22 protein-coding genes and 1 pseudogene are annotated in these 21,923 nt (G+C 74.3%); 11 read left to right on the top strand and 12 right to left on the bottom strand.

Annotated elements, in window-relative coordinates:
* Positions 1-157: 157 nt before the first annotated feature.
* Both ACTEI_RS14225 and ACTEI_RS37760 read left to right on the top strand, forming a co-directional pair.
* Entirely contained in the window at positions 158-1,774 is a 1,617-nt protein-coding gene (locus tag ACTEI_RS14225) for a xylulokinase (protein WP_239082632.1), read from the top strand.
* A gap of 149 nt (positions 1,775-1,923) precedes the next feature.
* A complete protein-coding gene (locus ACTEI_RS37760; RefSeq protein WP_203723784.1) occupies positions 1,924-3,924 on the top strand; it encodes a hypothetical protein in 2,001 nt (666 codons plus the stop codon).
* Here the strand turns inward: ACTEI_RS37760 and ACTEI_RS39330 are convergent.
* Both ACTEI_RS39330 and ACTEI_RS14215 read right to left on the bottom strand, forming a co-directional pair.
* The gene (locus tag ACTEI_RS39330; protein ID WP_203723785.1) at positions 3,843-4,232 is read right to left on the bottom strand and encodes an SDR family oxidoreductase; all 390 of its coding nucleotides are present in this window, start codon (positions 4,230-4,232) and stop codon (positions 3,843-3,845) included. The genes ACTEI_RS37760 and ACTEI_RS39330 overlap by 82 nt on opposite strands.
* 118 nt (positions 4,233-4,350) lie before the next feature.
* Entirely contained in the window at positions 4,351-5,301 is a 951-nt protein-coding gene (locus ACTEI_RS14215; RefSeq protein ID WP_122978099.1) for a DMT family transporter, read from the bottom strand.
* A 74-nt stretch (positions 5,302-5,375) separates the two neighbouring features.
* On the opposite strand from ACTEI_RS14215, the gene ACTEI_RS14210 reads away from it, so the two are divergent.
* The 3 genes from ACTEI_RS14210 to ACTEI_RS14195 all read left to right on the top strand — a co-directional run bounded on the left by ACTEI_RS14210 (position 5,376) and on the right by ACTEI_RS14195 (position 7,990).
* Positions 5,376-6,296 (top strand): LysR family transcriptional regulator, encoded by a 921-nt coding sequence (locus ACTEI_RS14210; RefSeq protein ID WP_122978098.1) that lies wholly within the window; start codon positions 5,376-5,378, stop codon positions 6,294-6,296.
* A gap of 57 nt (positions 6,297-6,353) precedes the next feature.
* Positions 6,354-7,025, top strand: coding sequence for an SDR family oxidoreductase (locus ACTEI_RS14205; RefSeq protein ID WP_122978097.1), 672 nt, complete (start codon positions 6,354-6,356; stop codon positions 7,023-7,025).
* Between the two features lie 194 nt (positions 7,026-7,219).
* On the top strand, positions 7,220-7,990 hold the full coding sequence (locus tag ACTEI_RS14195) for a sulfite exporter TauE/SafE family protein (protein WP_122978095.1): 771 nt from the start codon (positions 7,220-7,222) through the stop codon (positions 7,988-7,990).
* Between the two features lie 134 nt (positions 7,991-8,124).
* Here ACTEI_RS14195 and ACTEI_RS14185 read toward each other — a convergent pair whose 3' ends face one another.
* Positions 8,125-8,553, bottom strand: a complete 429-nt coding sequence (locus tag ACTEI_RS14185) for a PPOX class F420-dependent oxidoreductase (protein ID WP_122978094.1) — start codon at positions 8,551-8,553, stop codon at positions 8,125-8,127.
* A 274-nt stretch (positions 8,554-8,827) separates the two neighbouring features.
* Here ACTEI_RS14185 and ACTEI_RS14180 point away from each other — a divergent pair, with 274 nt between their 5' ends.
* Positions 8,828-9,646 (top strand): (2Fe-2S)-binding protein, encoded by an 819-nt coding sequence (locus ACTEI_RS14180; protein ID WP_239082633.1) that lies wholly within the window; start codon positions 8,828-8,830, stop codon positions 9,644-9,646.
* A 192-nt stretch (positions 9,647-9,838) separates the two neighbouring features.
* On the opposite strand, the gene ACTEI_RS14175 is transcribed toward ACTEI_RS14180, so the two are convergent.
* Positions 9,839-10,459, bottom strand: a complete 621-nt coding sequence (locus ACTEI_RS14175) for a TetR/AcrR family transcriptional regulator (RefSeq protein WP_122978093.1) — start codon at positions 10,457-10,459, stop codon at positions 9,839-9,841.
* Between the two features lie 128 nt (positions 10,460-10,587).
* Between ACTEI_RS14175 and ACTEI_RS14170 the strand changes: the two genes are divergently transcribed.
* Positions 10,588-11,748, top strand: coding sequence for an FAD-dependent oxidoreductase (locus ACTEI_RS14170; RefSeq protein WP_122978092.1), 1,161 nt, complete (start codon positions 10,588-10,590; stop codon positions 11,746-11,748).
* A 169-nt stretch (positions 11,749-11,917) separates the two neighbouring features.
* On the opposite strand, the gene ACTEI_RS36965 is transcribed toward ACTEI_RS14170, so the two are convergent.
* The 3 genes and pseudogenes from ACTEI_RS36965 to ACTEI_RS38300 all read right to left on the bottom strand — a co-directional run bounded on the left by ACTEI_RS36965 (position 11,918) and on the right by ACTEI_RS38300 (position 13,984).
* Positions 11,918-12,259 carry an STAS domain-containing protein gene (locus ACTEI_RS36965; RefSeq protein ID WP_164465945.1) on the bottom strand — a complete coding sequence of 114 codons (342 nt, stop codon included), beginning with the start codon at positions 12,257-12,259 and terminating at the stop codon, positions 11,918-11,920.
* A gap of 284 nt (positions 12,260-12,543) precedes the next feature.
* Positions 12,544-13,536: pseudogene (locus ACTEI_RS14160) on the bottom strand (RNA polymerase sigma factor); the annotation flags it as partial.
* Positions 13,537-13,768: 232 nt separating this feature from the next.
* The gene (locus tag ACTEI_RS38300) at positions 13,769-13,984 is read right to left on the bottom strand and encodes a CDGSH iron-sulfur domain-containing protein (RefSeq protein WP_122978089.1); all 216 of its coding nucleotides are present in this window, start codon (positions 13,982-13,984) and stop codon (positions 13,769-13,771) included.
* A gap of 51 nt (positions 13,985-14,035) precedes the next feature.
* On the opposite strand from ACTEI_RS38300, the gene ACTEI_RS14150 reads away from it, so the two are divergent.
* Entirely contained in the window at positions 14,036-15,001 is a 966-nt protein-coding gene (locus ACTEI_RS14150) for an iron-containing redox enzyme family protein (protein WP_122978088.1), read from the top strand.
* Positions 15,002-15,036: 35 nt separating this feature from the next.
* Here ACTEI_RS14150 and ACTEI_RS14145 read toward each other — a convergent pair whose 3' ends face one another.
* Entirely contained in the window at positions 15,037-16,119 is a 1,083-nt protein-coding gene (locus ACTEI_RS14145; RefSeq protein ID WP_122978087.1) for a carboxylate-amine ligase, read from the bottom strand.
* The gene (locus ACTEI_RS14140; RefSeq protein ID WP_122978086.1) at positions 16,116-17,048 is read right to left on the bottom strand and encodes a methyltransferase; all 933 of its coding nucleotides are present in this window, start codon (positions 17,046-17,048) and stop codon (positions 16,116-16,118) included. The genes ACTEI_RS14145 and ACTEI_RS14140 overlap by 4 nt, the downstream gene beginning before the upstream one ends.
* A gap of 87 nt (positions 17,049-17,135) precedes the next feature.
* On the opposite strand from ACTEI_RS14140, the gene ACTEI_RS38945 reads away from it, so the two are divergent.
* Positions 17,136-18,557: an aminotransferase class I/II-fold pyridoxal phosphate-dependent enzyme gene (locus ACTEI_RS38945; RefSeq protein WP_122978085.1), complete on the top strand. Its 1,422-nt coding sequence runs from the start codon at positions 17,136-17,138 to the stop codon at positions 18,555-18,557.
* 80 nt (positions 18,558-18,637) lie between these two features.
* Here ACTEI_RS38945 and ACTEI_RS14130 read toward each other — a convergent pair whose 3' ends face one another.
* Together ACTEI_RS14130 and ACTEI_RS14125 are read right to left on the bottom strand one after the other, a co-directional pair.
* Entirely contained in the window at positions 18,638-19,009 is a 372-nt protein-coding gene (locus tag ACTEI_RS14130) for a hypothetical protein (RefSeq protein ID WP_122982136.1), read from the bottom strand.
* Between the two features lie 72 nt (positions 19,010-19,081).
* Positions 19,082-19,954, bottom strand: coding sequence for an NAD(P)-dependent oxidoreductase (locus tag ACTEI_RS14125; protein WP_122978084.1), 873 nt, complete (start codon positions 19,952-19,954; stop codon positions 19,082-19,084).
* An 86-nt stretch (positions 19,955-20,040) separates the two neighbouring features.
* Between ACTEI_RS14125 and ACTEI_RS14120 the strand changes: the two genes are divergently transcribed.
* Complete coding sequence (locus ACTEI_RS14120; RefSeq protein ID WP_122978083.1) at positions 20,041-20,394, top strand: winged helix-turn-helix transcriptional regulator; 354 nt, start codon at positions 20,041-20,043, stop codon at positions 20,392-20,394.
* A 124-nt stretch (positions 20,395-20,518) separates the two neighbouring features.
* Here the strand turns inward: ACTEI_RS14120 and ACTEI_RS14115 are convergent, their stop codons facing one another.
* Positions 20,519-20,869 (bottom strand): winged helix-turn-helix transcriptional regulator, encoded by a 351-nt coding sequence (locus ACTEI_RS14115; protein WP_122978082.1) that lies wholly within the window; start codon positions 20,867-20,869, stop codon positions 20,519-20,521.
* 41 nt (positions 20,870-20,910) lie between these two features.
* Between ACTEI_RS14115 and ACTEI_RS14110 the strand changes: the two genes are divergently transcribed.
* Positions 20,911-21,792 carry an NAD(P)-dependent oxidoreductase gene (locus ACTEI_RS14110; protein WP_122978081.1) on the top strand — a complete coding sequence of 294 codons (882 nt, stop codon included), beginning with the start codon at positions 20,911-20,913 and terminating at the stop codon, positions 21,790-21,792.
* The last annotated feature ends 131 nt before the right edge of the window (positions 21,793-21,923 follow it).

The raw sequence follows: 21,923 nt of genomic DNA, 5'->3' as shown, positions 1-21,923 counted from the left end.
CGATGAGCCGGAGGGTGCCGTCGAGGGGTGGCCGCCAGAGGCGGAAGGCACCTCGGCGGCCCCCGGCGAATCGGTCTTCCGGGTGCGCTAGGGCACCTTTTTCCCGTCCGCCGTGGGGTGGGCTCGGCGCGCATCGCGGCTGAGGTACAACATGACGATGACTGACACGGTTGCACGGCCGCCGGCCGACATGCGCGAAGTGATCGACCAGGGCCGCACCGCTCTCGGGATCGAGTTGGGCTCGACCCGGATCAAGGCCGTGCTGACCGGCCCCGACCACGCGGCGATCGCGGTCGGCAGCCACGACTGGGAGAACCAGTTCGTCGATCGGACCTGGACGTACTCGCTGGAGGCGGTCTGGTCCGGGCTGCAGGCCTGCTTCGCCGCGCTGGCCGCCGACGTGAAGCAGCGTTACGGGACCGAGCTGCGGACCACCGGCGCCCTGGGCGTCTCCGCGATGATGCACGGCTACCTCGCCTTCGACGCCGACGGCGAGCTGCTCACCCCGTTCCGCACCTGGCGCAACACCAACACCGGCGAGGCCGCCGAGCAGCTCAGCGAGCTGTTCGGTTACAACATCCCGCACCGCTGGAGCATCGCCCACCTGTACCAGGCGGTGCTCAACGGCGAGGAACACCTGGGCCGGCTCGCCCACCTGACCACCCTGGCCGGCTACGTGCACTGGAAACTGACCGGCCGGCAGGTGCTCGGCACCGGTGACGCCAGCGGCATGTTCCCCATCGACATCGCCACCGGCGGCTACGACACCCGGATGCTGGGCCAGTTCGACGACCTGGTGGCCGGGCGCGGACTGCCGCTGAAACTGGCCGACCTGCTGCCCGCCGTCCTGCCCGCCGGTGAGCCGGCCGGCACCCTGACCGAGGCCGGGGCACGGCTGCTCGACCCCAGCGGGGTGCTGCAGCCCGGCGTCGCGATGTGCCCGCCGGAGGGCGACGCCGGCACCGGCATGGTGGCCACCAACTCGGTCGCCCGGCGGACCGGCAACATCAGCGCGGGCACCAGCATCTTCGCGATGATCGTGCTCGACGGCGAGCTGAGCCGGGTGCACCCGGAGATCGACCTGGTCACCACCCCGGCCGGGGACCTGGTCGCGATGGTGCACTGCAACAACGGCGCCAGCGAGCTGAACTCGTGGGCCGGGCTGTTCGCCGAGTTCGCCGCGGCGCTGGGGGTGGAGCGGGACAGCTCGACCATCTTCGAGACGCTGTTCCGGTCCGCGCTCGACGGCGCTGCCGACGGCGGCGGGCTGATGGCGTTCAACTACCTGTCCGGCGAGCCGATCACCCGGTTGCACGAGGGCCGGCCGATGTTCCTGCGCGAGCCGGGCAGCTCGCTCAACCTGGCCACGTTCATGCGGACCCAGCTGTACTCCGCGCTGGCCACCCTGCGGATCGGCATGGACGTGCTGCAGAAGGCCGAGTCGGTCCGGCTGGACCGGATGTTCGCGCACGGCGGCCTGTTCAAGACCGAGGGGGTGGCCCAGCGCCTGCTGGCCGCCGCCATCGACACCCCGGTCTCGGTCGGGAACCTCGCCGCCGAGGGCGGCGCGTGGGGCATCGCGGTGCTCGCCGCCTTCCACCGCACCCGCACCCCCGGCCAGAGCCTGGACGACTTCCTGAACACCTCGGTGTTCGCCGGCGCCCAGCTGGACACCGTCGACCCGGACCCGGCCGACGTCGCCGGCTTCGACGCCTTCATGCGACGGTACGTGGCCGCCCTGCCGGTGCAGCAGGCCGCCGTCGAGCACAGCTGACGTCGAACACAGCTGAGCACCCGGCGGTACCGGGACACAAGCCCGGTACCGCCCCGGCGCCGGCGAACCCGCCCGATCGGGTGGCCGATGCGCTGGACCGGGTGGTCCCCCGGTGGCCGGCGGCGGCCCGGGCATCCATGATCTACGGCATGACGGAGACCGAGGCGCCGCTCGCCGCCGCGCACGATGCCGACTGGTCGTCGCTGGAGCACGGCCCGGCCGTACGCCGGCTCCTGTCCGGTCTCGCCGGCGGCGACGCGGCCGCCGGCAGCACCGCAATCGGACAGCTGTACCGGCTGGCGCCGGACGGCGCGGACGTCCGGCCGTGGGTGGTGGCGGCCCTGCCGGTGCTGCTGGGCCTGGTCGCCGACCCGGCGCGGCCGGACCGGGAGCGGCTGCTGCGGCTGGCCGGTGACCTGGCCGGCGCGGACCGGACGTGGCAGATGTCCGGGCAGACGCTGCGGGCCAAGCGGGTGCTGGCCGGGTACGCCGGGCTGACCGGGCTGCTGACCGACACCGATCCGCGGGTACGGGAGGCCGCCGCCTACACCGTGCGCGCCGTCGCCCGCCTGACGCCGGCGCTGCCCGGCCTGCTCCGGCAGCGGTACGTCGACGAGCCGGACCCGGCGGTACGGGTGACCCTGCTGTGCAGCAGCGTGCTGACCGGGGCGGTCGGCAGCGGCTACCAGCCGACCAAACGGTGGCTGGCGTGGGTCGCCGACAGCGACGCCGACCTGCGGGTCCGCATCACCGCGCTGACCGAGCTGATGGCGCTGGCCGACCCGCCGCCGTTCGACGTGGAGACGGCCCGGGACACGGTGCTGGCCGCGTACCGGGAGGGGTTGAACCGCGAGCCGGAGCCGGTGGACGACGTGATCGCGCCGCTGCGCAGCGGGCAGCGGATGGCGGCGCGGCAGTGGACGCCCGGATACCCGCAGGTGGTGAGCGCGGTGCGGGCGGCCTACCGCAACGACGTGGACGCCCAGCTGGACCTGCTGGAACGGATGCTGGACCTGGACGCCCGCGACGCCCGGCACGACGGGCTGCACCAGGCGCTGGCGCTGGCGCAGCGGCTGCGCGGCCGGTACACCGCGCTGGTGACACGGGCCGCCGCGCTGCTGCACGACACGGACCCGCAGGTGCGGGCGGCGGCGCTACGGCTGTTGCACGGCATCGGTGAGCTGGCCCGGCCGGCCGCCGACGCGGTGTGGGCCGCTCTGCCCCGGGTGCAGCGGCGGATCCGCCCGCACGACGGTCCGGTGACCTGGATCGCCGAGGGCACGCCGGGGCCGGTGCTCGGCCCGGCGGTGCACCTGCTGTCCGCGCTGCGCGACGAGCGTGTCCTGCCGGTGCTGCACCGGCTGCTGGACGAGGCGCCGGACACGGCCGGCCTGCACCAGCGCATCGCCGGGTACGGCGTGCGCGCCCACGGCCTGAGCCGCACGCTGCGGCGGCGGCTGCGCGCCCTGCCCGCCGGACACGAGGCACAGCGTGCGGGCCTGCTGCACGCGCTGACCGCGGTCGCCCCGGACGAGGCGGCCGACCACCTGGTGCGGGAGCCGATCGACGTGACCACGCTGCGGCTGCTGGCCCGGGCGGGGCGCGCGGCCGCCGGCCGCGCGCCGGCCATCCGCGCCGCCCTGACCGGCGGCGACCCGGACCTGGAGCTGGCCGCGGCCGACGCGATCTGGCAGGTCGCCGGGGACGCGGAGGCCGCCGCGGCGGTCTACGACCGGTACTTCGATCCGCGCTACACCGGCGTCGAGCACGCCGTGGCCGCCATCGACGGGCTGGGCCGGCTGGGCGTGCGGGTCGCCGGCCGGTCCCGGCACCTGGCGGCGCGGATGCGGGGCCGGACCGACGCCGCGGTGGTGGTCGCCATCGCCGGCGCGCTGTGGCGGATCACCGCGGACCGGAACGCGGCCCGCACGCTGGGCCCGGTCTGGGAGTCGGCGCCGCGGCTGCGCCCTCGGATCGCCCGGCTGTGGGTGGAGACCGGCGACGCCCGGTACGCGGGCCGGTACGCACGGGCGGAGCTGGGCACGGCGCTGCGCCACAACGGCGGCCGTCACGGGCTGCCGGCGCCGGAGATCGACCGGGACGAGCGGCTCCTGGCCCGCTGCCGCGAACTGCTGGCGCAGGCCGGCTGAGCCCCGTCCCGCCCCGCCGACCGGCCGGCTGTGGCCGTCTCGGAGCCGGAAGCCACCGCTGGCTTCGATGCGCCGGCCGGTGCGCTCGCCCCGCAGCGCGCGACGAGCGGACCGAGGTCGGCGGCGGTGGCGGTCCGGCCGAACGCCGTCAGGCCGCTCATCACCCGCCGGACCTCCTGGTCGTCGCGGACGTGGCCGCCGGCGACGTCGGTGGCGACCGGTCCGGGGGCGATGGTGGTGACGGTGATGCCCCGGGCGCCGAGCTCCGCGGCCCCGTACCGGGCCAGCACCTCGACGGCGCCCTTCATCGCGGCGTGGACGGCGTACGGCGCGGTGACGAAGCGGGCCGCCGGCGCCCAACGCCGGCCACCCGACCCGGACGCTGAGCCCGGTCAGCGGCGTCGCTCAGCGCGCCGTGGCGGGACCTCAGCGCCGGGTAGCGGTCGTCGAAGCGCGGCGCCGGCTGCCCGTCGCCGGCCGCCACCAGCTTGTCCCGGTCGTGCTCCCGGCCGGGGCCGAGCTCGCCGACCGCAGTTGCAGCACGACGGCGGAGCAGAGCACGAGCACCGCGCCGGCGTACTGCAGCGGGGTCAGCGACTCGCGCAGGACCACCGCGGCCAGGGCGGCGGTGACCACCGGCTCGAAGGTGGACAGGATCGCCGCGACCGACGGCCCGGTACGCCGCAGGCCGGCCAGGAAGGTGAACATCGCGAGCACGGTGGACACCATCACGATGCACGCCAGCCAGAACCACCCCGCCGGGCGGAAGCCGAGATCCACCTGTCCGGCCAGTGGGGCGTAGACCGCCTGCCCGGCCGCCGCCCCGGCCATCACCAGCGCGGACAGCAGCACCGGGGGCACCCGGTGCACGACCGTGTCGGAGACCAGGATGTACCCCGTGTAGGTCAGCGCGCAGCCGAACGCCATCAGCGCGCCGACCACGTCGAAGTCCAGTTCGCCGGCGCCGAGCAGGACCAGCAGCGTCCCGCCGGAGGCGGCGGCCAGCGCGGCCCGCCGCCGCGGGGTCAGCCGGTCCCGGCCGAGCAGCACGGCGGCCACGGTCACCAGCAGCGGGTAGACGTAGAAGATCAGCGCGAGCAGCGAGGCGTCCATCCGGCGCAGGGCGGCGAAGTAGAGACCGGCCTGCACGGCGTACCCGAAGACGCCCAGACCCAGCGCGGTGGCCACGGTGCGGGCCGGGATGCGGCCGGTGGCGCCGGGCCGGGCCCGGTGGAACGCGGCGAGGATCGCCGCGGCCAGGGTGAAGCGCACCAGCAGCAGCGTGCCGGGGGTGACCCCGGCCTGGAAGGCGAGTTTGCCGAAGACGGCCATCGCGCCGAAGGCGGCCGCGGACAGCAGGCAGAGCAGTGGTCCCATACGACAAGAGCATCGAGCGCCGGACCGTTCACGTCCAGTGACGATTTGTGGACGGGATTCATTAGGATTTGTGCATGGTGGAGTTCGATCTGCGGCGGCTGCGGTTCCTCCGCGAGCTCCAGGAGCGCGGCACGCTGGGCGCGGTCGCCGCCGCGCTCGGCTACAGCCCGTCCGCGGTGTCGCAGCAGCTGGCGGTGCTGGAGCGGGAGGCCGGCGCCCGGCTGTTCGAGAGGGCCGGCCGCGGGGTCCGGCTGACCGACGCCGGGGCGCTGCTGGCCGGACACGCCCGCGTGCTGCTGGCCACCGCCGAGGCGGCGAGCGCCGATCTGGCCGCGCTGCACGACGAGGTGCGCGGCACGGTACGGGTGGGTGGCCTGCAGTCGGCGGCCCGCCGCCTGCTGGTGCCGGCCGTGGCGCGGATGCTGGCCGAGCACCCCCGGGTACGCGTCGAGGTGCGCGAGCTGGAACTCGAGCAGGCGCTGCCGGAGCTGCGGCTCGGCGCGGTCGACCTGATCGTCAGCGACGAGTACGACGGCCACCCCCGCCCCCGCCCGGACGGGCTGGTCTTCGAGGTGGTGTTCCGGGAGCCGCTGCGGCTGGTGCTGCCGGCGGCGCACCCGCTGGCCGAAGACGGCGGCCCGGTGCCGATCGCCGGGCTGCGCGCCGCGGTGTGGGCGGCCTCCAGCGAGGGCACCGGCCACCACGCCATGGTCGTCGGCACCTGCCGCGCTCTCGGCGGTTACGAACCGGACCTTCGGCATCTGGCCTACGACGCCGAGGTGCAGCTGGAGCTGGTACGCAGCACGGGCGCCGTCGCGCTGCTGCCGTGCCTGTCGCTGCCCGGCGCCGATCCGGCGCTGGCGGTGCGGGACGTCGCCGAGGCGCGTGTGGGGCGCCGGCTGGTCGTGGTGACCCGGCAGGGGCCGCAGGCGCCGGCGCTGGCCGCGTTCCGGGCCGCGGTGCGGGAACGAGCCGCGGCACTGACACCCTCTTAGATTACGTGTGTCATCTATCACCGTCGCGGTTTTGGATTATGAGCGTAATCTAAACCCATGGAACTCGATCACGCGGTAGTCCTCGTCACCGGCGCCAACCGCGGCCTCGGCCGCCACTTCGCCGCCCAGCTGCTCGAGCGCGGCGCGAAGGTGTACGCCGGCGCCCGCAACCCGGACTCGGTGGACCTGCCCGGCGCCATCGCGGTGCGCGTCGACGTCACCGATCCGGCCTCGGTGGAACGCGCGGTCCAGGCCGCGCCGGACGTCACCCTCCTGATCAACAACGCCGGCTCCGGCACCGGGCAGCCACTCATCGGCGGCGACCTGGAGCTGATCCGGCTGGAGATGGAGACCCACTACTTCGGCACACTGACCACCACCCGCGCGTTCGCACCGGTGATCGAGGGCAACGGCGGCGGCGCGATCCTCAACGTGCTCTCGGTGCTCTCCTGGTACCACCCGGGCGCGCTGGGGGCGTACACCGCGGCCAAGGCCGCCGCCTGGGCACTCACCGACGCGGTACGCGAGCAGCTCGCGCCACGCGGCATCACGGTGTCCGCCCTGCACGTGGGTTACATGGACACCGACATGGCGGCCGCCGTCGCGGACGAGCAGAAGATCGATCCGGCCGTGGTGGCGCGGCTCGCCCTGGACGGCGTCGCGGCCGGCGTGCCGGAGATCCTCGCCGACGACGTCACCCGCGCCGTCAAGGCCGGGCTGGCCGGCTGAGACCCGGAGCCGACCCCCGGCACGAAAACGCACCCGCGGCACGGAACGCACCCGCCGCACGGAACGCACCCGCGGCATGGAGCCCACCCGCGGCACGGACCGCACCCGCGGCGGGCGCGTCGCGCGGTTGCCGCCGCCGCCGAACACCAGGCCGGGCAGCCGCCGCGCCGGCCGGTCCCGTAGGTTGTCCGGTCATGCAGACCTGGCTGACCGCCTTCGGCGCCGGGCTCCTCATCTCGACCGTCACCTCGCCGGTCGGCGTGTCCGGAGCGGTGTTCCTGCTGCCCGTCCAGCTCAGCGTCCTGCACGTGCCGAACCCGGCGGTCACCCCGACCAACCTGCTGTTCAACGTCGTCGCCGGCCCCGGCGCGCTGCTGCGCTACCGCCGCGGTGGCCAGCTCACCGGGTCGCTGGCCCGGCTGCTGATCGCCGGCACCGTGCCCGGTGTGCTCGCCGGGGCGCTGATCCGGGTCTTCGCCATCCCGGGGCCGCGGGTGTTCCGGCTCGTCGCGGCCGCGATCCTGCTGCCGCTGGGCGGCTGGCTCTGCGTCCGCGCGCTGCGTCCCGGCCGGCCCGACCGGCCGCCGCTGTCGCGGCGCACGATCCTGGCGCTGAGCCTGGCCACCGGCGCCGTCGGCGGCGTCTACGGCATCGGCGGCGGCTCCATCCTGGGCCCGGTCCTGGCCGGCCGGGGCACCCCGATGACCCGGATCGCGCCGGCCGCGCTGGCCGCCACCTTCGTCACCTCCGTCGTCGGCGCCGGCGCCTACGGCGTGCTCGCCCTGGCCACCGCCGGCGACATCGCGCCGCAGTGGACGGTCGGCCTGCTGTGCGGGGCGGGTGGGCTCGTCGGCGGCTACCTCGGCGCGCGGCTGCAGCGCCACCTGCCCGAGACCGGACTGCGCCTGCTGCTGGGCGTCCTGGCCGTGCTGATCGCGGTGTTCTACCTGGCGACGGCCGGCTGACCCAACCGCCCGCGCGCCACGTCCGCGCCCGACGCCGGCCCGCGCCCCGCGCCCGACGCCGGCCCGCGCCCCGCGTCCGACGCCGGCCCGCGCTCCCCCGCCGGATCGCCGAGGCCGCCCGGCGCGGGAAGCGGTCAGGACGCCCAGGGGCCGACACCACCGATGCGCTCGACGCGGTAGCGGACGATCCAGCCGGGCTTGCGCGGCGCCGGGAACTCACCGGACGCGTCCACATACACCTTGTGCAGGCGGTTCAGCAGATCCCAGGTGTCGTCGCTCGGCTCGATCGAGGCGGTGGCCCGCAGGATGACATGCTCGGCCATCACCACCCCGGGCGTGCGCGGAGCGTCGAAGGACAGCACCACCCGCGGGTCCCGTTCGATGTTGCGCAACTTGGCGTACCAGCCCAGGTGGCCGCTCACCAGCTCGTCACCGTCCAGTCCGATCCAGATCACCGAGACCTGCGGGCTGCCGTCGCTGTTGATGGTGGTCAGATGCGCCAGCGGACCGGCCCCGATCAGGTCGCGGAGCTCGCCGGGCAGCGCTGCGGATGCGGAAGTCATTGATCCACATTAACCCGCGCGCGCTCCGCCCCGCCGAGCATCGCACACCCCTTCCCGGTACGACCTCGTGGCCCCGCCCGCAGGCCGGAGGCCGGGCCCCGGCCTGTCCCGCGCGACGCCCGCCGCCCACCGGACCGCAACGCGGTGGCCGGCGCGGGCCGTGGCGCGCGGCCGCGACCGCGCGCACCGCCGCTCCCGCGCGGGACCGTCCCGGGGCTCGGCTGCGGCCTGCGGGCGGGGCCACGAGGTCGTACCCGATAGGGTTCGCCTGGAGGTGTCGACGGTCGTGTGTGCGGAGGAGTCCGGGGTGGAGCCCACGGTGAACGCCGCGGACGCGTTGCGCGCCGCCGGGCGGCTCGGGCCGTACTTCGCCTGGCAGCCGTGGGACGGCGACCCGGCCTGGCGGCCGCTGCCGCAGCTGTGGGACGAGCCGGCGATCGCCGAGCGGGTCGCCACGGCGCGGGACACCCTGGTCCGGATGTCCGGTCTCGACCACGACGCCATCGGCGTGCGGGAGTCCGCCTCGATCACCTTCCTGGGGCTGGCCTCCCGGCTGCTGTCCCCGCTGCTGGCCGCGGCGACCGCCGGGGGCGCGCTGCCGCTGCCCGGCGGTGACCGGCTGTGGTGGCGGCCCGCGCCGGCCGGCCCGGTCCCGATCGCGTTCGGCGAGCTGACCGCGATCCGGTGCGCCGGCCTGCCGGCCGAGGTGGTCGCCGAACGGCTCATCGACGCCGCGACGATTCCGCTGGTGCAGCCGCTGCTCGAGGCGTTCGGCAGCCGGTTCGCGGTGTCGCCGCGGGTGCTGTGGGGCAACGTGGCGTCCGCGCTGGGCGGCGCCGCCGGCATGATCGCCGACAATCTGCCGGAGCACGCCGCCCGCAGCGCACAGATCGTCGAGGCGCTCCTGCGGCGCGCGCCGCTGCACGCGAGCGCCGACCTGGTCCGGCCCGATCCGGGGCGGGAGCGCTGGTTCCTGGTCCGCCGCAACTGCTGCCTCTACTACCGCATCCCGGGCGGCGGCACCTGCGGCGACTGCGTGCTGACCGGCGCCGCCGAGCGGCAGCGGCACTGGCGGGCGGTGCTCGGGCGCTGACCCCGGGCCGGGCTTGCGGCTGCGGCGTGGCGTGATGCCGCCGGGCCGGCGAGACGTCACCGGGGAAGCCGACAGTGCTGGCGGGGTGTGACGGTGCGCACGGGCGCTGCGCGCCGGTCATGGTGACGCGGAACCCGTGGCCGGCACCGGACGCCGGGCGAGAGTCCTGGCGCGGCCAGACCGTCCGCCCGGTTACCGGGGGCCGGCGAGGCCGTGCAGCAGCAGGTCGGTGAGGGAATCGACGACGCGGTCGTCGTCGCCGGCCGGGGCGGCGTAGCCGAGCATCCCGAGCATGGCGCCGATGGCGGCGGCGATCAGTTCGGGCTCGCCCGGCAACCGGTGGCCCTGCCCGCGCAGGTGGTCCAGATGCTCACGCAGGATGGTGGTCTGGTCGATCAGGTCCCGCCAGGCCCGGTCGGAGCGGGGATCGGCGGCGATCGTCGACTGCAGCTGGGCCACGGTGACCGCGCGGTGCTCGCGCATCACCGTCCAGGCGATGGCGATGTGCTCCCGCAGCTGGGCGCGGTCGGTCAGATCGTGGTCGTCCGGGTGGTCCTGCTGGGCGAGGTCGGCGTCAGCCGCGGCTTCCCTCTCGTCGGTGAGCGCCCGCAGGAGCCCCTCCTTGTCCGCGAAGTGCTCGTAGAACGAGCCGGTGGAGCGTCCTGCGGCCGCCGTTATGTCGGTGATCTTGGTGTTCAGGTAGCCGCGTTCGCTGAAGAGACGGCGGGCGGCGGCCAGTAGGGCGGCGCGCGTCTGGGCAGCCTGCGCCTTGCGGGTGCCCGCTTTCGCGGTGGCGGCTGTGGGCCGAGGCACGGGAGGTCCCTCCAGGATCGGGTGTCTTCGACCATCGTAGGCGAACACGAGTTCACCGAATTTGCGTTCAGTGACTTATGATTCACTGAATTGCCATTCGGTGGATCGGTGTTCAGGGAGCGTGGGAGATGCGGACGATCATCGTCGGCGGCGGTGTCGCGGGCTCGGCGGCGGCGCTGGCGCTACGCCGGGCCGGGGTCGACGCCACCGTCTACGAGACGTATGCGGACCCGGCCGGCGACGTCGGCTCGTTCGTCAGCCTGGCCGGCAACGGACTGCGCGGCCTGGACCTGCTCGGCTGCCTCGCAGCGGTCCGGGCGGCGGGTGTCGACGTACCGCGGCAGCGGATGTGGTCCGCGAACGGCCATCTGCTCGGCGACGTGCCGCGGGGCCGGCGCGGCACGGACCCACTGCACAGCATCACGCTGATGCGCGGGCGTCTGGTGGCGGCGTTGCGGGAGGCGGCCGTCGCGGCCGGCGCCCGGATCATCACCGGCGAGCGGGTCGTCGGCGTCACGGAGACCACCGACGGCGTGGCCGCCGAGTTCGCCAGCGGCCGTCGCGACCGTGCCGACATGCTGGTGGGGGCCGACGGCCTCTGGTCGACGGTGCGCGGCCTGCTCGACCCGGCCGCGCCCACGCCCGGGTACGCCGGACTCTACGCGGTCTCCGGCGTGTCCCGGATGGACGGCGTGCAGGCCGGGGTGTTCAACATGACCTTCGCCCGCAACGGCGCGTTCCTCCACCTGGCCGCCGGCGACGGTGAGGTGTGGTGGCAGGCGCAGATCGCCGAGCCGGTCGAACCGGACCGCCACGGGGTCGACGATGCCGAGTGGCTGCACCGTACCGCCGAGCTCTATCGACGGGAGGCGGTCGCGTCGACGGTCATCGCGGCCACGACCCGCCTGCACCCGCCGGTCATCTTCCACGCGCTCGATCCGGTGCGGACCTGGCACAGCGACCGCCTCGTGCTGATCGGCGACGCCGCTCATCCGGTCGGCGCGGGACAGGGCGCCTCGATGGCCATCGAGGACGCCGTCACCATCGCCGCCGCGGTCCGGGCGGAGCCGACGGTCCCCGCGGCCCTGAGGGCGTACGATGCCGCGCGGCGGCCCCGCATCGCGAAGCTCCTCGCCGCGGCGGAGGACAACCGCGGCATCAAGAAGGCCGGCCCGCTCAAGCGGAAACTCCAGGCCGCTGGGATGCGCGTGTTCGTGCCGCTCTTCTACGAGAGGGCGACCGCATGGCTGTACACCTACGAGCCCGCTCGCCCGGCCACGCCGACCTGACCGTCTGCACCATGACCGTCCATGAACGGAGCCCGCACAACGATCGACGTCTCCTGGACGGACGTGCCGAGGAGCGCGGCCCGGTCGTCGCCGTCCGGAGGCCGGCGCCGAGCCCGCCCCGGCCACCACGAACGCCGCGCCACGCGCTGTGCCGGGGGCCGTCGCGGTACTAGTCGCCCGGAACCGGCTCGGTGCCGGCCAGGATCCCGTGGACGCCGGCGATCTCCATGAGCCGGCGGACGCCGCGGGCGGCGCCGGTGACCACGAACTCGCAGTCGTTGTCGGCCGCGTGCCGGTAGGCCAGCAGCAGCGCGCCGAGGGCGGCCGAGTCGAGGAAGTCCACCGCGGCGATGTCGACGACGACGATCCGTACGTCGGGGCGGTCGATCCGCGCGGTCAGCATCTCCCGCAGCTCGTCGGCGGCGGCCAGGTCCAGCTCACCGGCGAGGGTCACGGTGCTGGTGTCACCCTGCTCGGCGATGCGGGACTGCCACAGCGGAAGGCCGGTCACGGTGTTCCTGACGTCGTGATTGCGGACGTCGCGGATCTTCCGCTTCCGCGCCGCGACGCCTGATCGGACTGCTGTCCGCGTCTTCACGGTAGTCCTTCCGGGGCCGGGCCGCCCGTCATCCACGGGGGCTGCGGCGCGCCGGGCGCGTCCGGGCCGCGTGGCGTCGGCGCCGGCCGGCACGGACCGGGTCCCCGGCGCGGCGCCGGGCAGGCGAGGAAGTCGCGCAGCGGCCCGGAGTAAGCCGGTCAGGCCAGGAAGTCGCGCAGCGGGCGGGAGCAAGCCGGTCAGGCCAGGAAGTCGCGCAGCAGCCGGGAACGCGCCGGGTGGCGCAGCTTCGACATCGTCTTCGCCTCGATCTGCCGGATCCGCTCCCGGGTGACGCCGTAGACCCGGCCGATCTCGTCGAGCGTGCGCGGGGTGCCGTCGCTGAGGCCGAATCGCAGCCGTACCACGCCGGCCTCGCGGTCGGTGAGGGTGGCCAGGATCATCTCCAGCTCGTCGCGCAGCAGGTTGTGGCTGACCGCGTCGAGGGCGACGACCGCGTCCTCGTCCTCGATGAAGTCGCCGATCTGCGCGGTGTCGCCGGCCGAGCCGATCGACTGGTCCAGCGAGATCGGCTCGCGGGCGTGCTGCTGGATCTCCAGCACCCTCTCCGGGGTGAGGTCCATCTGCCGGGCCAGCTCCGCGACGGTCGCCTCGCGGCCGAGCTCGTGCAGGCAGTCGCGCTGGACCCGGACCAGCTTGTTGATCAGCTCGATCATGTGCACCGGGATCCGGATGGTCCGCGCCTGGTCGGCGGTCGCCCGGGAGATGGCCTGACGGATCCACCAGGTGGCGTAGGTGGAGAATTTGAAGCCGCGCACGTAGTCGAACTTCTCCACGGCGCGGATCAGCCCGACATTGCCCTCCTGGATCAGGTCGAGGAACGGCATGCTGCGCCCGGCGTAGCGTTTCGCGATGCTGACCACCAGACGCAGGTTCGCCTGCAGCAGGTGGCTCTTGGCGCGTTCCCCGTCGCGGGAGACCAGGCGCAGGTCGTGCGCCAGCTCGGCGGTCAGCGGCGTCTCGCCGGCGTCGTGGGCGCGCAGCAGCTCGCCGGCGTACACCCCCGCCTCGATGCGCTTGGCGATCTCCACCTCCTGCTCGGCGTTGAGCAGCGGGACGCGGCCGATCTCCCGCAGATAGGCGCGGACCGGATCGGCGGAGGTGACGGTACTGGCCTCGGCCCGGGACCGGGCGAGCGCCTCGGGCTCCGGCTCGTCCCAGGCGAACTCGTCCTCGGCTGTGCGGGTCTCGTCCACCGTGGCTGTCATCGGATCACTCCCGGGATGGTCTCGTAGGCATCGCAGGCGGACGAAGTGCACCGCGGAGAGGCCATCTGATCTTCGGCGAGTTGGTTCGGCGCGTTCGGCTCCGGCGAGGTGACCCGAAGTTGCTCCATTATAGCTGCTCAGCAGCGCGATGGTGGGGCCCGACATGCCATCACGGCAGTCAGCGGCGTCGGTGTGCTCACCGCGGCGCCGGCCTGTCCCGCCCGGTGCCGGCCTTGAACCGGACCACCTTGTGCGTGCCGTCGCAGAACGGTTTGACGGCGGACTTGCCGCACCGGCACAGCGCGATGGTGCCCCGGCCCGGATCGATCGGTTCGCCCTCCGGCGTACGCAACTCGAAGTCGCCCCGCACGATCAGGGGACCGTCCTCGTACGGGGTGATGATCGATGTCATGGCCGGTGTTGTTTCCGTTTCGCCGCCGCGCAAACGGGAATTCGCGGCCCCATGAAACTTCCGGCACCGCGAGGATCTCTTTCCAGCGCCCTGGTCGACGCTCTTCGCGGCCTGGGCACCGCGATCCCGGTCACCGCCGACCCGGACGACCACGAAGACCTGCAGCTGTCCCTGTTCATCTGCTACGAGCTGGCCTACCGCTCCTGGGACGGCCTCGACGACGCCTGGGAGTGGGACCTCGACCTGCTGCGCCTGCGCGCCGCCCTGGAGGAGCGCTACCGTGCCTGGCTCGACGAGCTGGTCGAGCCGCCGGCCCCGGCCGACCCGGCGACGGTGCCGGCCGCGCTCGCCGAGATCGTCGCGGCCGACGACGGGCCGTCGCTCTCCGGTTACCTGCGGGGCCGGGCCACCCACGAGCAGTTCCGGGAGTTCGTCACCCACCGTTCGGTCTACCACCTGCGGGAGGCCGACCCGCACAGCTGGGCGATCCCCCGGCTGGGCGGGCGGGCCAAGGCCGCGCTGATCGAGATCCAGGCCGACGAGTACGGCGGCGGGATCGCCGACCGGATGCACCAGGAGCTGTTCAAGAAGACCATGACCTGGTTCGGGCTGGACCTGACGTACGGAGCGTACGTGGAGTCCGTACCCGCGAGCACCCTGGCGGTCAACAACCTGATGTCGCTGTTCGGCCTGCGCCGGGCGAACCGGGGCGCGATCCTGGGCCACCTCGCCGCCTACGAGATGACCTCCTCGCTGCCGAACCGGGCGTACGCCAACGGCCTGCGCCGCCTCGGCGGCGACCCGGACGCGACCGCCTTCTACGACGAGCACGTCGAGGCCGACGCGGTGCACGAGCAGATCGCCGCGCACGACATGTGCGGCACCTTCGCCCGGGAGGAGCCCGAGCTCGCCGGGCAGCTGCTGTGGGGCGCCCGGTGCGCCCTGGCGGTCGACAACCACTGGGCGCAGTCGGTGCTCGACGCGTGGGCGGCCGGGCGGTCCTCGCTGCGTGGCTGAGCCGCCGGCCGCCCCGGTCCGGCGCGACCGGCGGGTCACCGCACGGTCGAGGCCGCCAGCCGCGCCAACATGCTCAGCAACCCGCCGGTCCGGGCGTCGGCGAGCTGCCGGGCCGCCCCGGTGCCGTCCCGGCGCACCCGGGTCAGCTCCGCGGTCACCAGGTCCAGGTCGCCGTGCCGGCGCAGCGCCGGGGTGACCCGGTCGAGCAGCTCGCCGACCAGCTCCCAGGCCGGCCGGGAGCGCCCGGTGGCCGGATCCAGCAGGGTGCCGGCCAGGCCGCTGCGGGCGGCGTTGAAGTGCGCCGCGGCGAGCAGCGGATCGGACACCTCCGGCGCGGGCACGCCGGCCGCCGCGTCCGCGGCCGCGGTGTCGACCAGGGCCCGGACCAGCGCCGCGACCAGCACGGTGTCGCAAGCCCGCGGGCAGACGTCGGCGATCCGGACCTCCACGGTCGGGAACGTCGCCGACGGCCGGGCCCACCACAGCACCATGCTGGCGTCCATCATCGCGCCGGAGGAGACCAGGGCGGCGACGGTCCGCTCGAAGTCCTCGACCGACCGCAGGTGCGGCCACGGCCCCAGGCTCGGCCAGCGCTCCAGCTGCACGCAGCGCCAGCTGGCGTACCCGGTGTCGGCGCCCGCGGACCACGGTGAGTTCGCGGCCAGCGCCTGGACGACCGGCAGCCAGCCGCGCAGCCGGGTGCACACCTCCACGGCGAGCGCCCGGTCCGGCACCCCGACGTGCACGTGACAGCCGCAGACCGCGGGGTCCCGGGCGACCGGGCCGTAATGGGCCACGATCGCGCGGAACCGCTCGTCGTCGGCGGGTTCCCGGAACCGTTCGGCGACCGGGGTGGCGCCGATCGCCACCAGCGCCGCGCCGGTCGCCTCGGCCGCCTCCGCCGCGGCCCGGCGGGCGCTCAGCACCTGCGCCGCGAGCTCGCCGCTGTCCACGCAGACGTCGGTGACCATCTCCATCATGCTGGGCCGGAACTCGCGGCGGCTGCGCCGGCGCATCGGTTCCGGCAGGGCGGCGACGACCTTGTCCGCCTCTGGCATGTTCTCCCCGGTACGCAGGTCGAGCAGCAGGAACTCCTCCTCGACCCCGAACGTCCTCACCGCGCGCGGGTGGCGGTGAGCAGAACCACCGCGATCCGCTCGGCACGGACGTACGCGTCGCCGTCCAGCTCCTCGCCGTAGACGTCCGGGTCCACCTCCCGGTAGGTCCAGGACAGATCCGTCTCGGACAGCCGCTTCTCGGCCGCCTGCCGCAGCGGGTCCTGCCCGTCGACGATGCCGGTGCCGCTGAACAGCACCAGCGCGCCGCCCGGGGCCAGCCGCTCGGCCGCCGCGTCGATGATCCGCAGCGACAGGTCGTTGCCGTCCGGCCCGCCGCCGTCGCGGTACGTCCGCCCCGCCGGGTCGATCATGAACGGCGGGTTGGAGATGATCAGGTCGAGGTCGCCGTCCACGCCGGAGAGCAGGTCGCTGTGCCGTGGCGTCACCCGGTCGGTTCCGGCCAGCGCGGCGTTGATCCGGGCGTAGCGCAGCGCGGTGTCGTTGATGTCCACGGCGATCACCTCCGCGCCGGGCGCGCGCTTGGCGACCGCGATCGCGCCGGCCCCGGTGCCGCAGCCGATGTCCACCGCCCGGGTCACCGGCTCGGCCCGGTCCCGGACGTACGCCGCGGCGGCGTCCGCCATCCGGTACGTGTCCGGTCCGAAGAACACCGAGTCGGCCGCCTCGGTCGGGAAGGCGGAGTGGACGAACAGCTCGCCGTCGTACGAGGAGAAACGCACCCGGCTGCGCCACAGCTCACCGTCCTGTTCGACCGCCTCCGCGGCGCGCAACAGGTCCAGCAGGTCGCCCGGCAGCACCCCGGCGTGAAACGGCCGGCTCCACCCGAACACGTCGCGCAGGTCACGGGCCACGGCGTTGGCCGGCCGCCGGTTCACCCGGGCATGCGTCGCCGGGGTGACGGTGGTGAAGTGGTACCCGCCGCTACGCAGGGCCCGGCCGAGCTCCAACAGTGCCTCATCGGTCGTCATGGTGCCCGTGTTCCCCCTGATCGCCGTGGTATTCACCCGTCTGGGCAGCGCGTTTCGCCGGAACATGATCGTGGTACCCCGGAAGCCATGAACCAGGACAGGACGCCCGTACTCACCGCGATCGAGAGGTACCGCAGCGAGGACTACTCCTTCGCGCTGCCCGGCCACCGGCTCGGCAAGGGCATCGACGACCGGACCGCCGAGGTGCTGTCGCGCGACGCGTTCGCCGCCGACGCGATCTTCGCGAAGGAGGCGGTCGACGAGGCCGAGAAGCTCTACGCCGACGCGGTCGGCGCCCGCGACGTCATCTTCACCACCTGCGGCTCCAGCATCTCCATGCACACCGCGATGCTCGCGCTGATCGGGCCGGGCACGAAGATCCTCGCCGACCGCAACGTGCACAAGTCGGTGGTCGCCTCGCTGATCATGGCCGGCGCCGAACCGGTGTGGCTGCGCCCGCGCTGGGACCACGAGCGCCAGATCGCCCACCCGGCCACCGCCGGCGACGTCGAGGCCGCCCTGGCGGCCACACCCGACATCAGCGCGGTGCTGATGATCACCCCGACCGAGTACGGCACCGGCGCGGACGTGCGCGGCGTCGCCGCGATCTGCCACCGGCGCGGCATCCCGCTGCTGGTCGACGAGGCGTGGGGCGCGCACTTCCCGTTCCACGACGGGCTGCCGACCGCGGCCGTGCGGGCCGGCGCCGACGTGGTGGTGCAGAGCGTGCACAAGGCCGGTGGCGGGCTGTGCCAGGCGTCGATGATCCTGGTCGGCGGCGACCTGGTGGACCCGGTCGACCTGCGGCTCCGCCTCGACCTGATCACCACGACCAGCCCGTCGGCGCTGCTCTACGGCTCCATCGACGGCTGGCGCCGGCACGCGGTCACCGAGGGCCGCAAGCTGCTCGGCGCGGCCCTGGAGCGTGCCGAGCGGCTGCGCACCCGGCTGGCGCGGATCCCCGGGTTGTCCGTGATGGACGAGTCGATCATCGGGCACGACGGGGTGGCCGAGTGGGACCCGCTCAAGCTCTGCGTCGAGGTGACCGGGCTGGGCATCACCGGCTACCAGGCCGCGGAGTGGCTCGGGCAGCAGAGGCGGCTGACCGTCCAGCTCGGCGACGCGCGGCGGGTGGTGTTCTCCCTGACGTACGCCGATGACGACGACGCGATCGACCGCCTCGCCGACGCCGTGGCGGCGCTGGCGGCGGAGCCGCCGCGGGCCGACCGCCCGGCGCCGCGCATCCCGCGGCTGGAGCACCTGAACCTGGAACAGGCGATGCCGCCGCGGGCGGCGTTCTTCGCCCGGACCGAGCAGGTCGCCGACCCGGCCGGACGGATCAGCGCCGAGATGATCAGCCCGTACCCGCCGGGGGTGCCGGCCATCCTGCCCGGCGAGCGCTTCACCACCGAGGTGGTCGACTACCTGCGGGCCGGCCTGGCCGCCGGCATGACCCTGCCGGACGCCGCCGACCCGTCCCTGGCCACGTTCCGGGTGGTCCGGGACTGAGGGGCCGCGCCGCGGCGGCCTCGGTCGCCCGGCCCGGCCACGACGCGGCGGGCCGGGCGGCGCAGCGGCGCGGCTGGGCGCTACGGCGTGCCGGGCAGGGCGGGTGACGCGTCGATCCCGCCCGGCCGCGGCGCCGTGATCACGGACAGCTCCAGGGCCGCGGACATCGGCGCGCGGCCCGGGCCACCGGCCCGGATCCACCCGACGATGTCACCCAGGACCGTGTCGTCCAGGACGAGCCCGAACCACACCGGCCGGGCGCCGGCCCGCCGCGCGGCCGGGTCCGGCTGCACGACCAGCACGTTCGACTGGGCGCAGACGTCCAGGCAGAGACTGGTACGCACGCGGTGCCCCGGGGCCAGCTCGACCCGCAACCGCGCCAGCTGCCGGTCGTGGTCCACCGCCGGATGCTTGCTCCGGCTGCCGCAGCAGCAGTCCCGGCACACCGTCACCGTGCATCCCACCGGCTCGTCCACACTCACGAAGATCACCCTAGTCGCGCCCCGGCGGCCGGGAGGACGGGCTCAGCCCGTCCGGATGCTCTCGATGATCCGGGCGAAACCCTCCCCGCCGTGGCCGCCGTCGATCTGCCGCCGGATCAGCCGCTGCACCATGTCGACCACCTCGGTGCTCAGGCCCTGCTCGGCGCTCGCGTCGACCAGCGCCGACAGGTCGGAGAACTCCAGGCTCTGCTGTCCGGCCACGGCGTAGTCCCCGCCGTCCACGACGTCGGCGAAGTGCCGCAGGCCGTCGGTCATCGCCGCCAGCCAGGGCGCGGCACGGGTGGCGAACTCCCCCGCCGTCACCCCGGCCGGCGCGACCATCGCGGCGCCGTGCAGGAAGCCGGCGAACATCGTGTACATGCCGGCGAGCAGGGCCAGGTCGTAGAGCGAGGCCAGCCCGGGGTCGGCGCCCAGATAGGTGCTGGTCCCCCACCGGTGAAGCAGCGGCCGGCACCGTTGGAAGGCGGCGGCCGAGCCGCTGTAGAGGACCGACGCCCCGGGCCGGCCGATCATGCCGGGTACGGCGAGGACGCCGCCGTCCAGGCAGTCCACGCCGACCGTGGCGCCCCAGGCCGCCAGCTCGCGTGCCTGGGCCGGGGACGTGGTGGTCACGTTCACCAGGATCCGGCCGCGCAGGTCGGCGGCCAGCGGATCAAGCACGTCCCGGACCGACGCGTGGTCGAGCAGGCAGGCGATGACGACCGGGCTGGCGCGGACCGCCTCGGCGGCGGTGGCCGCCACCGCCGCGCCCCGCCCGGCGAAGGGTTCGGCGCGGGCCGGTGAGCGGTTCCAGACGGTGGTGCGATGTCCGCCGTCGATCAGCGCGGTGGCCAGCGCGCCGCCCATCGCGCCGAGGCCCAGCACGGTCACCCGGATCGGTTCGTTCGTCGTCATGCATCCGATCCTCACCGCGGCCGGCGAGGCTGACCAGTACTGACTATTTTGTTCGGTACCGACTTTCTGGTGAGTACGGAGGACCGATGACCGGGACAGCGCGACGCGGACCGTACTTCTGCGGCATCGACGCGGCGATGGACGTCGTTTCCGGGAAATGGAAGGTGCTCATTCTCTGGGAGCTGCACCAGCACGGCGTCCGCCGGTTCGCCGAACTCCGCCGCGGGCTTCCAGGGGTCAGCGAGAAGATGCTGATCCAGCACCTGCGCGAGATGGAGTCCGACGGCCTGGTGCATCGTGAGGTGTACCGCGAGGTGCCGCCCAGGGTGGAGTACTCGCTGACCCGCGACGGCGAGTCCCTCAACACCGCGCTGACCGACCTGGGCGCGTGGGGCGTCGAACGTATGCGGCGCATCGGCGCGCAGCGGGTGCATCCCTGACCGCGTCCGGCGCTGCGGGTAGCCACTTTTTTGTGGGTACTTGGCAACCGGCCGGCCCGGGCACGAAGCTCGTTGCCGGGGGCCGGAACACCGGTCCCGCGGGCCGGGCGGGGGTGATGATGGCTCAGGTGAGCGGCGGGGTCTCGGCGAGGATCGCCAGCCGTCGATGGCCCCAGTCGGCCAGCGGGGCCAGCGCGTCGGACAGCTCCCGGCCGAACGGCGTCAGGGAGTACTCGGTCCGCAGCGGCACCCCCGGGTACGTCTCCCGGTGCACCAGGCCGTCGGACTCCATCTCCCGCAGGGCCTGAGTCAGCACCTTCTCGGTGAGGCCGGGCAACCGCCGGCGCAATTCCCCGGGCCGGCACGGACCGGATTCCAGCAACCAGAGCAACGCCGTCTTCCATTTGCCGTCGATCACGGCGATCGCTGCGGTGACTCCGCAGACATTCGTGTCCCGGGCGCGACCACGCGTCATCCTCGTCCATTTCGTTCTGCTTGCCGAGCAAGGGGTTCTCCATGTCGTACGCCGAAAAGTCTGTCACTGTCCTGGGCCTCGGGCCGATGGGGCGCGCGCTGGCCGGGGCCCTGGTGGGCGCCAGGCTTTCCACCACCGTCTGGAACCGGACCCCGGGCCGGGCCGGGGACCTGGCCGCACGGGGCGCGGTCGCGGCCGTCTCGGCGGAGGAGGCGGTCGCCGGCAGCGACCTGATCGTGGTGTGCGTCGTCGACTACGCGGCGGCGAACTCCATCCTGCGGCGTGACGCGGTCACCGCGGCGCTGCGAGGCCGTACCGTGGTGAACCTGACAGCCGACACGCCGAACCGGGCGCGGGACGCCGCGGCCTGGGCCGCCCGGCACGGCATCGGGTATCTGGACGGCGCGATCATGACGCCGGTGCCGACCATCGGGACGCCGGCCGCGGTGTTCCTCCACAGCGGCCCGGAGGATCTGCACCGGCGGCACCGGCCGGTGCTGGAGCGGCTCGGCGGCACCCACACCTACCTCGGCGCGGACATCGGCCGGGCCGCCGCGTACGACCTCGCGCTGCTGGACGTCTTCTGGACCGCGATGGCCGGTTACACGCACGCGCTGGCGCTGGCGAAGGCCGAGGGCATCACCGCACGGGAGCTGGCGCCCTTCGCCGCCGGGATCGGGGCGATCCTGCCGCCCCTGTTCGAGCAGGCCGCCCGGGACATCGACAGCGGCAGCTTCTCCGGGGCGGGCAACCCGATCACCTCCGCCGCGTCGTCGATGGCGCACATCGTCGAGACCTCCGAGGCGCACGGCATCGACGCCGGCGTCATGCGCGCCGCCGAGCGCCTGGCCCGCCGGGTCGTCGAGCAGGGGCACGGCACGGACGGCTTCAGCCGCATGGCCGATCTGCTGACGCCCCGCTGACCGGCCACCCCGCGTGACGCCGGTGCTCCCGGCCGCCGGCCACCAGGGTGCGCGCCGACGGCCGCCCGGCGCGCGGCTGACCGGTGCGGACACGGCGGGGAAAACGTGCGAGGATGCCACCATCCACAGTG

The sequence above is a fragment of the Actinoplanes teichomyceticus ATCC 31121 genome (assembly GCF_003711105.1).
GTDB classification, from domain to species: domain Bacteria; phylum Actinomycetota; class Actinomycetes; order Mycobacteriales; family Micromonosporaceae; genus Actinoplanes; species Actinoplanes teichomyceticus.
The sequence above is the reverse complement of the archived record's forward strand: the minus strand, read 5'-3'. Positions and strand labels throughout refer to the sequence as shown.